Origin of the sequence: Sphingopyxis sp. YR583 (genome assembly GCF_900108295.1) — a bacterium.
Classification (GTDB): Bacteria; Pseudomonadota; Alphaproteobacteria; order Sphingomonadales; family Sphingomonadaceae; genus Sphingopyxis.
Map to the genome: position 1 here is coordinate 220,598 of NZ_FNWK01000001.1, position 14,468 is coordinate 235,065.

General features: G+C 64.1%; 9 protein-coding genes and 1 tRNA gene. 2 read left to right on the forward strand and 8 right to left on the reverse strand.

Features of this window, described 5'->3' with window-relative positions; genetic code table 11:
* Window positions 1–88: 88 nt before the first annotated feature.
* Window positions 89–892, reverse strand: coding sequence for a hypothetical protein (locus BLW56_RS01015; protein ID WP_093508825.1), 804 nt, complete (start codon window positions 890–892; stop codon window positions 89–91).
* Window positions 892–3,468 carry a TonB-dependent receptor gene (locus tag BLW56_RS01020; RefSeq protein ID WP_218140471.1) on the reverse strand — a complete coding sequence of 859 codons (2,577 nt, stop codon included), beginning with the start codon at window positions 3,466–3,468 and terminating at the stop codon, window positions 892–894. Before BLW56_RS01020 ends, BLW56_RS01015 begins: the two co-directional genes overlap by 1 nt.
* Window positions 3,469–3,796: 328 nt before the next feature.
* Between BLW56_RS01020 and BLW56_RS01025 the strand changes: the two genes are divergently transcribed.
* Window positions 3,797–6,649 carry a TonB-dependent receptor gene (locus BLW56_RS01025; RefSeq protein ID WP_093508827.1) on the forward strand — a complete coding sequence of 951 codons (2,853 nt, stop codon included), beginning with the start codon at window positions 3,797–3,799 and terminating at the stop codon, window positions 6,647–6,649.
* A gap of 158 nt (window positions 6,650–6,807) precedes the next feature.
* On the opposite strand, the gene BLW56_RS01030 is transcribed toward BLW56_RS01025, so the two are convergent.
* The 6 genes from BLW56_RS01030 to BLW56_RS01055 all read right to left on the reverse strand — a co-directional run bounded on the left by BLW56_RS01030 (window position 6,808) and on the right by BLW56_RS01055 (window position 13,679).
* Window positions 6,808–6,884, reverse strand: a tRNA-Arg gene (locus BLW56_RS01030).
* Between the two features lie 44 nt (window positions 6,885–6,928).
* A complete protein-coding gene (locus tag BLW56_RS01035) occupies window positions 6,929–7,456 on the reverse strand; it encodes a DUF1254 domain-containing protein (RefSeq protein WP_093508828.1) in 528 nt (175 codons plus the stop codon).
* A 1-nt stretch (window position 7,457) separates the two neighbouring features.
* Window positions 7,458–8,033: a DUF1214 domain-containing protein gene (locus tag BLW56_RS01040; RefSeq protein WP_093508829.1), complete on the reverse strand. Its 576-nt coding sequence runs from the start codon at window positions 8,031–8,033 to the stop codon at window positions 7,458–7,460.
* 6 nt (window positions 8,034–8,039) lie between these two features.
* Complete coding sequence (ppdK, locus tag BLW56_RS01045) at window positions 8,040–10,700, reverse strand: pyruvate, phosphate dikinase (protein ID WP_093508830.1); 2,661 nt, start codon at window positions 10,698–10,700, stop codon at window positions 8,040–8,042.
* Between the two features lie 103 nt (window positions 10,701–10,803).
* Window positions 10,804–12,801: a glycine--tRNA ligase subunit beta gene (gene glyS / locus BLW56_RS01050; RefSeq protein WP_093508831.1), complete on the reverse strand. Its 1,998-nt coding sequence runs from the start codon at window positions 12,799–12,801 to the stop codon at window positions 10,804–10,806.
* The gene (locus tag BLW56_RS01055; protein ID WP_177175928.1) at window positions 12,798–13,679 is read right to left on the reverse strand and encodes a glycine--tRNA ligase subunit alpha; all 882 of its coding nucleotides are present in this window, start codon (window positions 13,677–13,679) and stop codon (window positions 12,798–12,800) included. The genes glyS and BLW56_RS01055 overlap by 4 nt, the downstream gene beginning before the upstream one ends.
* A 275-nt stretch (window positions 13,680–13,954) precedes the next feature.
* On the opposite strand from BLW56_RS01055, the gene BLW56_RS01060 reads away from it, so the two are divergent.
* Window positions 13,955–14,278 (forward strand): UrcA family protein, encoded by a 324-nt coding sequence (locus BLW56_RS01060; protein WP_093508833.1) that lies wholly within the window; start codon window positions 13,955–13,957, stop codon window positions 14,276–14,278.
* Window positions 14,279–14,468: the final 190 nt, after the last annotated feature.

Below are 14,468 nucleotides of genomic sequence, written 5' to 3' on the forward strand. Positions count from 1 at the left end.
TGGCCTTCTGGAAGCTGCCGGCCCTAGGGCCGAAAGCTTCGAACGCGCGTGGCCCCGGGCATAGAGGCTCGAAGACTTCACCCGCTTGCTATTGCTTCAAACCCGGAACTCGCATCTCCAGCATGGCCCGGCCCTTGCGGCTGATGCCCCACAATATGCCGGGCCGGCTTTCGTCCCAGTCGATCGCCTGTCCTTCGGCCTCCATCGGGACGGTTGCGACGTGGTCGAGCGTCGCGCCACCCTTTGGCAGCCGGGTGACGTAAAGCTCGGGAAGGTCGTGCCCCGACAGCCACAGATTGCCGTCGGGTCCGAACCCGCCGCCCGAGATACTCATCGGCGCGATCCGCTCGAGGATCGTCGCGGGCAACGCCCAGCTTTCGGTGCGCCGCCATTCGGGATCGAATTTGACCAGCGTGGTGTGACGGTGGTCGCGGGGCGCTTCGCCGCCCTTGTTGTCGTAATTGGCGAACATGCCCCACCAATGGCCGTCGTGCCAGTCGACCCAGGTCAGCGAGCCGGTGCCTTGCCCCAACGACACCGTGCGCTTGTGCGCCAGCGTCACCGGATCGAAGATCTCGACCGAGCTCGCGTGCGGCACGGCGGGAAAGTTCGATGCCGCGCATACCAGCTCGCCTTTGAGCAGCGCGCAACTGTTGATGTGCGGGTAGCGCGCGGGCTCACCCTCCCACATATTCAAACGTTCGCCGGTTTTGCGGTCGTAGCGCGCGATCGTCCAGTTCGCGACGGCATAGATGCCCGCCGGGCCGGCCGCCACGCCCTGCCGCGCTTCGGCGGCAGGAATGCGGCGGACGGTCTCGGCAGCCTCACCCTGCGGAACCGCAGGGGAAGGCGCCGTGGCGGTCGATGCGAGAAGCAGCAGCAGGCCGAGCATCAGAAATTCGCCGCCACGCCGAACCAGAAGGTCCGGCCATATTCGGCCGATTCCTGGAGATAGGCCTGCCCCGGCCCGACGAGTTCGCGGCGGCCCTTGTTGGTCAGATTCTGGCCCTCGGCATAGAGCGTGAAGTTCGGGGTCAGGCGGAAGTTGATGTTCGCGTCGAGCGTCCCGCGGCTTTTCCAATATTGATCGGCGTTCGGGATGGTGTCGTTGATCGTTTCGAGGAAGCCGCCGATATAATTATAGGACAGCCGCGCCTCGAACTTGTCCTTCTGATAATAGACCGACGCATTCCAGACCGTGTCGGGCTGAAGGAACAGGCCGGTAACGCGGGGGCCGACGCTCGTCAGGAAGGTGAATTTCGTGTCGAGGAAGGTCGCGTTCGCGCTGACGCCAAGGCCGTCGAACGGATCGGGCAGGAAGGTCAGCGCCTGCTGCAGGTTGAGTTCCAGCCCCTGGATCGTTGCGCTTTCGGCGTTGCGCGGTTCGGACACCAGCACATCCTCGACCCCGCGGCCCACATCGATCCGCTCGACGTTGGACAGGGTGAAGATCTCGTTCTTGATCTTCTTGTGGAAGAGCGCGGCCGAAATTACGCCGTCCTTCGGATAGAATTCGAACGACAGGTCGAAACCGCGACTCTCGCGCGGCTTAAGTCCGGGGTTGCCGCGCGACAGCGTCGGCTGGCTGCCATCGAAGCTGAGCGTCTCAGTCGCGGCGATCGAGCCATAGTCGGGGCGACCGATCGTGTTGGTATAAGCTCCGCGCACGACGAAACGATCGGCGACATCCCAGCGGATATGAAAGCTGGGCAACCAATTGTCATAGCTGCCGTCGGTCGTGATCTCGGTCAGCGTCGAACCGACCGCACGGAAGGCGTTGGACGAGATATCGGTGCGTTCATAGCGCAGCCCGCCGAGCAACGTGACATTGCCGATGCGCGTGCTGCCCTGAAGATAGGCGGCATAGACATCTTCGCTGACATCGTATGTCCCCGCGGCCGAGGCGACCGTCGTCGTGAAGCTGCCCTTGTTCGCTTCGTAAAAAGCGGGGAAGGCGCCGGCATCGATGCGGATCGGGATATAGAACTGGCCCTGGATCGGCTTGGTCGGGCCGTCGGTGACGACCTCGTCCAGCGCGTAGTCGAAGCCGCTCGCCGCCTTATAGTCGGTGCGAGGGTTGCTGTTCTCGCGATCGGTCAGACGGATGACACCACCCGTCTTGATCTTGAAGCCGCCGTCGTAGCTGTCGTCGCCCCAGGTCAAATTAAGGCGGAACTGGCCGCTCTTCTCCAGCGACTTCTGAAGGTCGCTGCGCTGCTGCTGGAGGTAGAAGTTCGCCGGATCGACGGCAGCTGCCGCATTGGTCGGGGTGAACACCGGATAGAAGTCCGACGTATCGTAATGGAAGGCGTAACGCGCAGCAACGGCGTCGCGAGTGCGGAATTCGATGCTTTCGTTGGGGACGCGGAGGCGGCCGAGCGAGAAGACCGCGTCGCCGTCGACCTTGAGCTTTTCGCCGGCATCCCAGTCGAATGCGGTGCGGCCGAGCGCGACGAGGCGCTTGGTGATCGGCTGGTTGAGCTGGACAATGATGCGGCCGCGCGCGAAATCGCCGCTGGTCGGCGTCTGGTTCGCAACATTGCCGAGCGGTTCGATGCGATATTCGATCCGCTCTTCATCATCCTCGGTGCGCGCGACGACGCCCGAAAGCTCCCAGCGGAAACGGTCCGACGGGCGCCATTCGAGCTTCACATTGCCGCCGGTGCGCTGTTTGGTGTTGTTGTACCAGAACAGGCGGTGCTGCGTCGGAACCTGAATGCCGTTACCTGTTGGATCGCCCGAATTCACCGCCGTTCCGCCCGCCGTATATTCGCGCACCGAGGGGCTTGCGACTTCGATCTGCGGGATGTCGTAGTCGAGCTGTTCCTGGCTGGCGCCGATGACGATGCCCCATTCGTCATTCGCGCCAAAGGTCGTGCCGGCGGCAAAGGCCACGCGATATGACGGCTTGCTGTTCCGCACGTCGCCATTCTGTTCATAGACGCCGTAGGAGGCGACGCCGTTGAAAAAGGCGCGCTTCGCATCGAAGGCGCTGCGCGTCGCGATGTTGATGATGCCGCCGATGGCATTGGCGTCATTTTCGGGGGTCACCGTCTTGATGACCTCGATCCGCGCCGCCATCACCGAGGGAATGATGTCGAGCGGCACCGTGCGGCCCGTCGAGTCCACGCCCGACACCAGCGCGCCGTCGACGGTCGTGCGGTTATAGGTCGACTGCAGGCCGCGGAGCACGGGGAAGCGCGGTTCGCCCTGATCTTCCTGTACCGACAGGCCCGGAATGCGGCGCAGCGCGGCAGCCGTATTATGGTCCGGCAGCTTGCCAATATCGTCCGACGAGATCGCATCCATCACGATGAAAGCATCGCGCTTTTCTGCCGTCGCCTCATATTGCGCGCGGCGCTGGCCGGTCACGACGATGGAATCGCCGTCCATGCCTGCTTCGGTTTCGAGCGCGGGATCGGCCGACGTTTCGGACTGCGCGAGGGCCGGCGTGGAGATCAGGACCACCGAGCACAGCAAAGCGGCCCGGAAATTCGGGAGAGACGATTTCATTTTTTGCGATTCCCCAATGAGGTGTTGTTATCGGGGCGGCGAATAGGAACGCGCCGCGTCAGCGGCATGACGCGACCATTTCCATTTGATGAAGAAAACATAGCGGATTGATGACAAGGGCGCGCGCATCGCGGCAAAGGCACTGTGACCTTCACGCCACAGTGCGCCGCTATTCGTATCCCCCTCTCATCCTAACCCTGTTCAGGAGCGTTGCAGCTGAGGTCGTCGGGCCCGGTCCGGGGACCGCTCGCATATGCCTGAAAAATAACAGGAGGAGAGGATCATGACCAAATTCGAGATTTTTGCCCGGTCAGGGACGGCCGGCATCGCGATCGCGGCGGCTATGGTGGGGGCTTCACCCGGCAACGCGCAGCAATCGGCGCAAATCCCGCAGGATAGCGCTGCGGAAACGTCCGGCGAAACCATCGTCGTTACCGGATCGCGCATCCGCCGCGACCCGCTCGACCAAGACGCGCCCATCGCGCATATCGGTCAGGAAGATATTGCGAAAACCGGCCTCAATTCGGTCAACGACGTCCTCCAGCGCCTTCCGAGTTCGGGCGGCGGGCTCAACAGCAAGTTCAACAACAGCGGCAACCTCGGCAACCCGCCCGACGGCGGCGGCGTCGGCGCGGGCGCGGCCGAAATCGACCTCCGATATCTGGGCTCGCGCCGCGTGCTCGTTCTCGTCGACGGCATCCGTTATGTGAACGGCGCGTCGGCAAGCGGCGTACCCGGCTCCACCGACCTCAACTCGATCCCCGAAAGCGCGATCGAGCGGATCGAAGTGCTGCAGGACGGCGCCTCGGCGATTTATGGTTCCGACGCGATCGCGGGGGTCGTCAACATCATCACCAAGCGCAGCCAAGAGGGCCTCCGCGCCAGCGCGCAGGTTGGTGGCTATGGCCAGGGCGACGGCTTCACCAAAAGCGCGCAGGTCAGCTGGGGCAACGGTCGAGGCCCGACGCAGATCGTCGTCGGCGCCAACTATGTCGAGCAAGACGGGGTTCTCGCGGGCAGCCGCGCAATCTCGCGCTTCCCTGCCCCCTATTCGGACACCTGCCTCGACGGCGGCTGCTCGGGCTTTGTCCCGCTTGGCCGGTTCGCGGTGTTCGGCAACGACCTGACGCTGCGCGGTCCGGTGATCGGCCGCACACCGGTCTATAATCCCGGCAATCCAACCGATCCGGCGAGCGATTTCAAGGCGTTTGGCGACGCCGACCGCTTCAATTTCGGCCCATTCAACTATCTGCAGATTCCGGTCGAACGTTATGGCGCCTTCGTCAACGCACGGCAGGAACTCGGCGACAGCATCAATTTTTCGGTCCGCGGGATCTGGAACCAGCGCAAGTCGAAGAACCAGGCCGCGCCCCTGCCCTTCGGCTTCGGCGTTGCCGCAGGGCTGACGCCGGTGCTCGACGCGATCACCGTCGATGCGACCAACCCGTTCAACCCGTTCGGCGTGACGCTCGATGCGAGCAACACCGATTTCGTCTATCGCCGCTTCGTCGAGGGCGGCCCGCGCCGGTTCAACCAGACGGTGACCACGATCTACGGCGTTGCGACGCTCGACGGCAGCTTCGATGTCGGCGGCGGCAAATGGTATTGGGACGTCAATGCCGCCTATGGCCGGAACAAGGCGAAGCAGACGATGTATGGCAATATCAATTCGGATCGCCTGCGCCGCGCGCTCGGCCCGGTCGCCGACTGCACCGGCGAATGCGTACCGTTCAACATCTTCGGCGGGGTCGGGTCGATCACCCAGCCGATGCTCGACTATGTGATGTTCAATCAGCGCGACCGCAGCCGCCAGTCGACGTTCAGTGCCTCGGCCAATGTCACCGGCAGCCTGTTCGACCTGCCGGGCGGGCCGCTCGGGGTCGCGATCGGGGTCGAATATCGCAAGCTGAAAGGCAGCTTCGACCCAGACCCGATCGTCGCGGCGGGCTTCAGCTCGGACATTCCGGCGCTGCCGACACGCGGCAGCTATAATGTCAAGGAAGCCTATGCCGAACTCAGCGCACCGATCCTCGCCGATACGCCCTTCTTCGACCTGCTCGAACTGACCGGCGCGGTGCGCTGGTCGGATTATTCGACTTCGGGTTCGACGACGACGCTGAAAGGCGGCGTCAACTGGAAGCCGGTGCAGGATATCCGTCTCCGCGCGTCTTATGCCGAAGGCTTCCGCGCACCGTCGATCGGTGAATTGTTCGGCACCCAGTCGCGCTTCGACCAGTCGATCAACGATCCCTGCTCGACCTCGACCACCGCAGGGCAAAACTGGAACAACAATACGACCGTGCGCGCCAATTGCATCGCGCAAGGCGTTCCCGCGGCGGGCTATGCTCAGGCCAATCCCCAGATCTCGGTACTCGTCGGCGGCAATCAGGACCTCGCCCCCGAAAGCTCGCGTAGCTGGATCTTCGGCGGCGTCTATAGTCCGGGCTTTGTCCCCGGCCTGTCGCTCGAGGCCAATTATTACGACATCAAGATCAAGGGTGCGATCCAGGCGGTGAATGCCGAAATCACGCTGGCGCAGTGCGTGGGTCAGGCCGATGCAGACGCCTGCGCACTCGTCACCCGCGCACCGGGCGGCCAGCTTACCTTTGTCGAGGGGCTGCTCCAGAATATCGCCGGGATCCGGACCAAGGGCATCGACCTCAATCTGACGTACCGGACGCAGGAGACCTCGGCCGGCCGGTTCGGCTTTACCTGGAACAACACGATCCTGACGAAATATGATGTGATCGTGCCGACCGCGGATGGCCGCCTCGTCGTCAGCCGCGAGGGAACCGAGCAGGGCAGCCCCAGCCAGACCTTCCCCAAATGGAAGTCGGTCGGCATCCTCGACTGGGACGGCAAATCGATCGGCGCGACGCTGACCGGCCGTTACGTCTCGGCAATCCGCGAGCCCCTTGCCGACGACAACCGGATGAAAGCGCGCTTCTATACCGATTTCCAGCTGCGCTGGTTTCCGGAGGACGAGCCCGATGCGTTCGGTTTTGCGCTGGGCGTGAACAATCTGTTCAACGTCAAGGCGCCGGGCTGCATCAGCTGCGACCTCAACAATTTCGATCCGACCGCTTACGATCTTCCCGGTCGCTATTATTACGTTCGCGCCAGCTTCAAAATGTAGCGCGAGCTTTGGCCCACGCATGTCGCCGCGCGTCCCGGACGTGGCGACATGCAAGCCGGCCGTGTCCGAAACAAGCGAGCGGCTTGCGCCTGCTCAATCGATTGTCGATGTGAGAGAAACCCTTCACTCCCACCTCTCAAATCAGGGGAGGAAGGAAATGGCGCACCCGGAACGATTCGAACGTCCGACCCTCAGATTCGTAGTCTGATGCTCTATCCAGCTGAGCTACGGGTGCGTGGAGAGGCGCCTTTAAGACCCGTTTGGCGGGGGCGCAACCCCCTATTTCGGATTTGTGACCGTCCGGCACGACGATTGGCGCCGGACTGCATCGAGGGCACCGATTTCCGTGGGGTCTTTCAGCAGAAGACGGATCAGCGCGATCCCGCGATCGTGATTCGTGCGGACGATTTCGGCGCCCGCAGGGACAGCCTGCCCGTCGCGCGCAACGATGATTCGATAGGGCTTCCCGCCTGCCTCGACATCGTTGCGGACAAAAATGACGTCGGTCGCCGCGTCGAACAGGCTGAGCGAACTGTAGCGCCCCGGCACCGGTGCGACATCTATGGCAACCGGCCCGTTCGCCAAATCATAGGGACAGCTTGAATAGGCAAGGTCGGGACTGGGCCGCACAACGGGCTGACGCTCGGGCGTGGCGAGATTGCCGTAGGACATCGCGTTGATCCCGCCCTGCCCCAACCGGTCCATCGCGACGTTCATCAATCCATAGGGAAGATAAGCGATCACGGCCCATGCCGTCGCCGCGGCGACGATCAAGCCGAAAATTGCGGGACCGAGCCAAGTGCGCATCTCAGCAACCCTCCTTCACGAAGAGCGGTAGCGCAGCCTTCGCCGGATCGGCGCGGAACGCCTTGCCGGGATTATACATGCGCAGCGTCAACTGAAACGGACGTCCCTTTATACCGGGTAGCCACGCGGCGCCCGCGGGCTTGTCGGGCGATATCGTGACGCGCCACTCACCCTTGGCATCGAGCGCGACATTGGCGCCGTTGACCGACCATATGCGGCCCGGATTATCGACGAGATAGCCCTTGTCGTCATAGACCGTCACGCTCCACCAGCGCGCGTCGAGCGGCTTACCCGACAGGCTGTAACGGCAATTGCCGTCGAGCGGTGCCCCGGCGGCATCGCTTTTCGCCATCCAGTAGATGGTTTCCTTCGCGGGCAGCGCGAGCAGGCCGGAGCGCGCAACCATCGCGCGCGTCAGCGGGTCGGTCGCCTTGGTGCCGTAGCCGAGCGAAGTCGTCCACGGGCCGTTCCGGATCCCGCCGTCGCCTAGCCCTCCATTGGTCAGCGCCCAAGCGCCGCCGAGCCCCACCGCCAATCCGCCCACCAGAGTGATCGCATAGCGGTGCCAGCTCTTCATCGCGCCCTATCCCCTCTTCAACGCCGCCTGAGCTGCCGCCAAGCGTGCGATCGGCACACGGTAGGGCGAGGCGCTGACATAGTCGAGGCCGGTTTTCTCACAGAAGTGAATGCTCGGCGCGTCGCCCCCATGCTCGCCGCAGATGCCGAGCTTGACGTCAGGACGCGTCCCCCGCCCGCGATCCGCCGCGATCTCGATCAATTGCCCCACGCCCTCGACATCGAGGCTGACGAACGGGTCGGTCAGGAAGATTCCCTTGTCGACATATTGCGTCAGGAAGCGGCCGGCATCGTCGCGGCTGATCCCGATCGTCGTCTGGGTGAGGTCGTTGGTGCCGAAGCTGAAAAATTCGGCGGTTTCGGCAATTTCGCCCGCCATCAGCGCGGCGCGTGGCAGTTCGATCATCGTGCCGACGAGATAGGCGATCTCGCGACCCTTTTCGGCGAACACCGCCTTCGCTTGCGCATCGACGACCGCCTTCATCAGGTCGAACTCGCGCCGCGTCGCGACGAGCGGGATCATCACCTCGGGAATCGGCGCCGCGCCGGTTTCGGCAGCAACGTCGCACGCGGCCTCGAAGATCGCACGCGCCTGCATCTCATAGATTTCGGGATAGGTGACGCCGAGGCGGCAACCGCGATGGCCGAGCATCGGGTTGAATTCGTGAAGCTCGTTCGCGCGCGCCTTCAGCGCCTCGATCCCGACGCCCGCGGCGGCGGCGACATCGGCGAAATCCTCCTCGCGCGTCGGCAGAAATTCATGCAGCGGCGGATCGAGCAGGCGGATGGTGACGGGAAGCCCGGCCATCACACCGAAGATCGCGGCAAAATCGCCGCGCTGTTCGGGGAGCAGCTTGGCAAGCGCGGCGCGGCGGCCGTCCTCGCTGTCGGCAAGGATCATCTCGCGCACCGCGGTGATGCGCGCGGCGTCGAAGAACATATGTTCGGTGCGGCAGAGCCCGATACCCTCAGCACCGAAGTCACGCGCGACCTGCGCATCCTGGGGGGTTTCGGCGTTGGTACGCACCTTCATGCGGCGCACCTTGTCGGCCCAGCCCATCAGCGTACCGAAGTCACCAACGAGTTCGGGCAGCAAGGTCGGAACCTCGCCCGCCATCACTTCGCCGGTCGAACCGTCGAGCGTCAATATGTCGCCTTCGCGGAGTTCACGCCCGCCAACGCGCAGCACGCGCGCGCTGCCGTCGATCGAAAGGCCGCCCGCGCCCGAGACACAGGGACGCCCCATGCCGCGCGCGACGACTGCCGCGTGGCTCGTCATCCCGCCGCGCGCGGTCAGGATGCCCTTTGCGGCGTGCATACCGTGGATATCTTCGGGCGAGGTCTCGACGCGAACCAGGATCACCGCTTCGCCCATCGCTGCCGCTTTTTCGGCGCTGTCGGCATCGAACATGATCTTGCCCGATGCCGCGCCGGGGCTGGCGGGCAGCCCCTTGGTCAGCACGTCGCGCGGCGCCTTCGGATCGAGCGTCGGGTGGAGAAGCTGGTCGAGTGCGCCCGGATCGACACGGCCGACGGCTTCCTCTTCGGAAATAAGCCCTTCCGCCGCCATATCGACGGCGATCTTGAGCGCCGCTTTCGCAGTGCGCTTGCCGCTGCGTGTCTGGAGCATCCAGAGCGTCCCGCGTTCGACGGTGAACTCGATGTCCTGCATGTCGCGATAATGGGTTTCGAGCGTGTCGAAGACGCGGCCGAGTTCTGTGAACGTCTCGGGCATCGCCTCTTCCATCGACGCCGGCTTGGCGCCCGCCTTTTCGCGTGCAATCTTGGTGAGATATTGCGGGGTCCGAATGCCGGCGACGACATCTTCACCCTGCGCATTGATCAGCCATTCACCGTACCATGCGCGCTCGCCGGTCGCGGGATCGCGCGTGAACGCCACGCCCGTGGCCGAGGTGTCGCCCATATTGCCGAACACCATCGCCTGCACATTGACCGCGGTGCCCCATTCGCCGGGGATCGAGTTCAGCCGCCGATAGACTTTCGCACGGTCGCTTTCCCAGCTCGCGAACACGGCGCCGACCGCGCCCCAAAGCTGGTCGCCCGGCTCCTGCGGGAAGGGCGCGCCGGTCTCGCGCTCGACGATCGCCTGATATTCCTTGACCAGCGCCTGCCAGTCTTCGGCCGACATCTCGGTATCAAGATAGAAACCTTTGTCTTCCTTGGCGATTTCCAACGCCTCTTCAAACTCGGCGTGGTCGAGGCCCATCACGACATCGGCGTACATCTGGACGAAGCGGCGATAGCTGTCCCACGCGAAACGCGGGTCGCCCGACGCTTCGGACAGGCCGACGACGGTCTGGTCGTTGAGCCCGAGGTTGAGGACGGTGTCCATCATCCCGGGCATCGAGACGCGCGCGCCCGAACGGACCGAGACGAGCAGCGGATCGGCGGCGTCGCCGAATGTCTTGCCGGTAATCCCCTCGATATGCGCGATGCCCGCGGCGACATCGTCGACCAGCCCGGCCGGGAACTGTTCGCCATTGGCGTAATAAGCGGTGCAGACGTCGGTGGTGATCGTAAAGCCCGGGGGCACCGGCAGGCCGATCGAGGCCATTTCGGCAAGGTTCGACCCCTTGCCGCCCAGCAATTCCTTCGAGCGCTCGGCCGTCGTGGCCGCGCCGCCGAACAAATGCACCATCTTCGTCATCATATGCTCCTGCTGCCCCGGGGAGGAGGTTGCGGCTGGATAGGGTGGAGAGTTGTTATCGTCGATTCAGTTTTACTTCGTTCGCTGCAAAGCTGCCGTAACGTCAGCCCTCGATCTTCGAGAAATCGGCGACGCCATGCACCGCGCCGGTAAATCGGGCGAGCAGGCCGAGGCGCCAGGCGCGGATCATTTCGTCGGGATCGTTGACCATCACGCCGTCGAAAAAGCCGTCAATTGGCGCGCGCAGGCTGGCAAGCGCGGCCATCGCATCGGTGAAGCGTTCTTCGGCAACGGCGGCAGAGGCCGCGGGTTCGGCCGCATCGAGCGCGGCGAGTAGCTTGGCGTCGGCATCGGTCGGAGGCGTCGCGGCGTCGCTGCCGCTCACCTCGCCCGCCTGCTTCAGGATATTCGCCGCGCGCTTGTAGCCCGCAAGCAGATTGGCGCCATCCTCGGTCCCCATGAAGGCTTGCAATGCCTTCACGCGGGCGAGCAGGCGAACGAGGTCGTCCTCGCCGCCGAGCGCGAACACGGCGTCGATCAGGTCGTGACGGACGCCGGCTTCGCGCTGCTGGACCTTGAGGCGGTCAGCGAAGAAGTCGAGCAGATCTCCCTCTGCTACGGCAAAACGCAGACCATTCTCCGTCAGGGTGCGGATGACTCCAAGCGCAGCTCGGCGCAGCGCAAAGGGGTCCTTGGAACCCGTCGGTTTTTCGTTGATCGCGAAGAAGCTACGGAGTGTATCCAGCTTGTCTGCCAGTGCCACTGCCACCGTCACCGGCGCAGTCGGGACATCGTCGCCCTGCCCGACCGGCTTGTAATGATCGCGGATCGCGTCGGCGACCGCATCGGGCAGACCTTCGGCGCGGGCGTAATAGCCGCCCATCAGGCCCTGCAGTTCGGGGAATTCGCCGACCATTTCGGTGACGAGGTCGGCCTTCGCCAGCTCCGCCGCCTGCCGCGCGAGCGCGGGGTCGCAATTCGGGACGATACCTTCGCTCGCCAGCCATTCGGCGAGCTTCGCGACGCGCTCGACCTTGTCGGCGACGGTGCCGAGCTTTTCGTGGAAGGTGATGTTCGCGAGCTTTTCCGCGTGCTGCGCGAGCGTCTTTTTCTGGTCCTGCTCCCAGAAGAAACGCGCATCCGAAAGCCGCGCCGCCAGCACCTTGCGGTTGCCCGCGACGATCTCGGCGCCGCCGTCGACCGCATCGATGTTCGCGGTGCAGACGAAGCCGTTGGCGAGCTTGCCGCCCTCGCCGTTCACGACGAAATATTTCTGGTTCACGCGCGCGGTGAGCTGGATGACCTCAGGCGGTACTTCGAGGAAGGCGGTGTCGAAACGGCCGAGCAGCGGCACCGGCCATTCGGTGAGGCCGGCATTCTCGATCACCAGCCCCTCGTCCTCGACGAGCGCCAGGCCTGCGTCGGCCGCGGCCTTGGCGGCGCCGTCGCGGATGATAGCCTGACGTTCCTCATGGTCGACGATGACGTGGCAGGCGCGGAGCTTCTCGGCATAGTCCGATGCCGAGCCGATCGTGATCTCGCCCGGGCAGTGGAAGCGGTGGCCGCGCGTCGTGAAACCGGCGGAAATCCCGCTAACTTCACACTGAATGAGCTCTTCGCCGAAGATCGCGACGATGCCCGACAGCGGGCGCACCCAGCGCAGGCTTTCGCTGCTTGCGCTGGCCTTGCCCCAGCGCATCGACTTGGGCCAGGCGAAGGCGCGGACGATCGCGGGGATCACCTCGGCCAGCACCTCGGCGGTTGCCCGGCCGGGCTTGTCGATCACGGCGAAATACACGCCGTCGCGGTCTTCGAGCTGATCCTGCATCAACCCGGTCTTGCGAAGGAAGCCTTCGAGCGCCTGCGGCGGCGCGCTGCTGCGCGGGCCTTTGAGTTCCTCGCTGACCGCGGCGGTCGCTTGCGGAAGGCCTTTCGCGATCAGCGCGAGGCGGCGCGGCGTCGACCAGATGGTGAGGTCGTCCGCTTCGAGACCCGCGGCGCTCAGTTGCGCGCGGAACAGTTTATCGAGTTCGGCGCGCGCGCCGGCCTGCATCCGCGCCGGGATTTCCTCGCTGCGCAGTTCGAGAAGAAAATCGGTCACAGTGTCCACCCCGGATATTTTTCGGTCCAGCGGTCGGACTGGCTGTCGATCCACGCCTTGCAGCTGCCCTTCGCGAGGTCACGGACCCGCGCCATATAGTTGGCGCGTTCCTGCACGCTGATCACGCCGCGCGCCTGGAGCAGGTTGAACAAATGGCTTGCCTCGATCGCCTGGTCATAGGCGGCGAGCGGCACGTTCGCGGCAATCGCGCGTTTGCACTCTTCTTCGGCGGCCTTGAACCCCGCGAACAAAGTGTCGGTGTCGGCGACCTCGAAATTCCATTTCGAGAATTGGCGTTCATTTTCGAGAAACACGTCGCCATAGCTGACCGCCGGAACGTCGCCGACCGCGTCCGAGAAGCGCAGGTCGTACACATTGTCGACATTCTGGATATACATGGCGAGGCGTTCGAGGCCGTAGGTCAGCTCGCCCGCGACGGGCTTGCAGTCGAAGCCGCCCATCTGCTGAAAGTAAGTGAACTGGGTGACTTCCATCCCGTCGCACCAGACTTCCCAGCCCAGCCCCCACGCGCCGAGCGTCGGCGATTCCCAGTCGTCCTCGACGAAACGGATGTCGTGGAGCAGCGAGTCGATGCCGATCGCGGCGAGCGAGCCCAGATATTGTTCCTGCAGGTCGGCGGGCGACGGCTTCAATATCACCTGATACTGGTAATAATGCTGCAGCCGGTTCGGGTTCTCGCCATAGCGGCCGTCGGTCGGCCGGCGGCTCGGCTGGACATAGGCGACGTTCCACGGCTCGGGCCCCAGACTGCGCAGCGTCGTCGCGGGGTGAAAGGTCCCTGCCCCCACGCGCATGTCATAGGGCTGCAGAATCGCGCAACCGCGCGCGCTCCAGTAATTGTGCAGCGTCAGGATCATGTCCTGAAAGCTGAGTGGTGTCTTGTCCGCCCCGTCGGCCACAGCCGCAATTCCTTCGCAGGTGCAAAAATCGCCGCCGCATTGGCCCAGCGACGGCGCATGGTCAAGGCTCCCCGCCGTTCGGCACGACGCGAAAATGCGCGACTTAGTCAGGTCTTCGAAACTTTTTGTCAGGCGTTGTTGACATGGTCAGCGAATCGCGACATATAGTCATGCATACCTGACATGAGGACAGGTTGAGTTGACCAAGACCTATCGACCCAAGGAGACAAGATATGACCCGCACGCTGAGCCTCGCCCTTTCGCTCACCGCCATCGCGATGCCCGCCGCTGCGCAAGCTGAAGAGACGGCGACCGCTGTTCGCATCGACAATCTCGATCTGACGCGCGCCGGCGACCGCGGCAAGCTCGACGCCCGCCTCAAGAGCGCGGCCCGGAAGATATGCGACAATGGTGTCCGCGGGGCGGCGGAAAACAGCCGTCGGGCAGCATGCGTGTCCGCCGCCCTCACCCAGGTCGAACCGCAGGCGCAGCGCGCGATCGCGCAGGCGCAGGGCGGCACCCGGCTTGCGCTGCTGATGGTCCGCACCGCTCGATAAGGGACAGGAACAAAGGCTTCGCTCGCGCCGCACCGATCCGGTGTCGGCAGGCGGCTTGGGGCTGGAGCGCCCTTCCCCCCGGTGGCGGCGCTCCAGTCCCTTGTTTAAACTGTCGTTTTTGCGAAGCCTATTCACCCTTCTCGTCCCAAATCCGACCGATCCGAGGGACCGTTGAATTATTCCCCTTCCC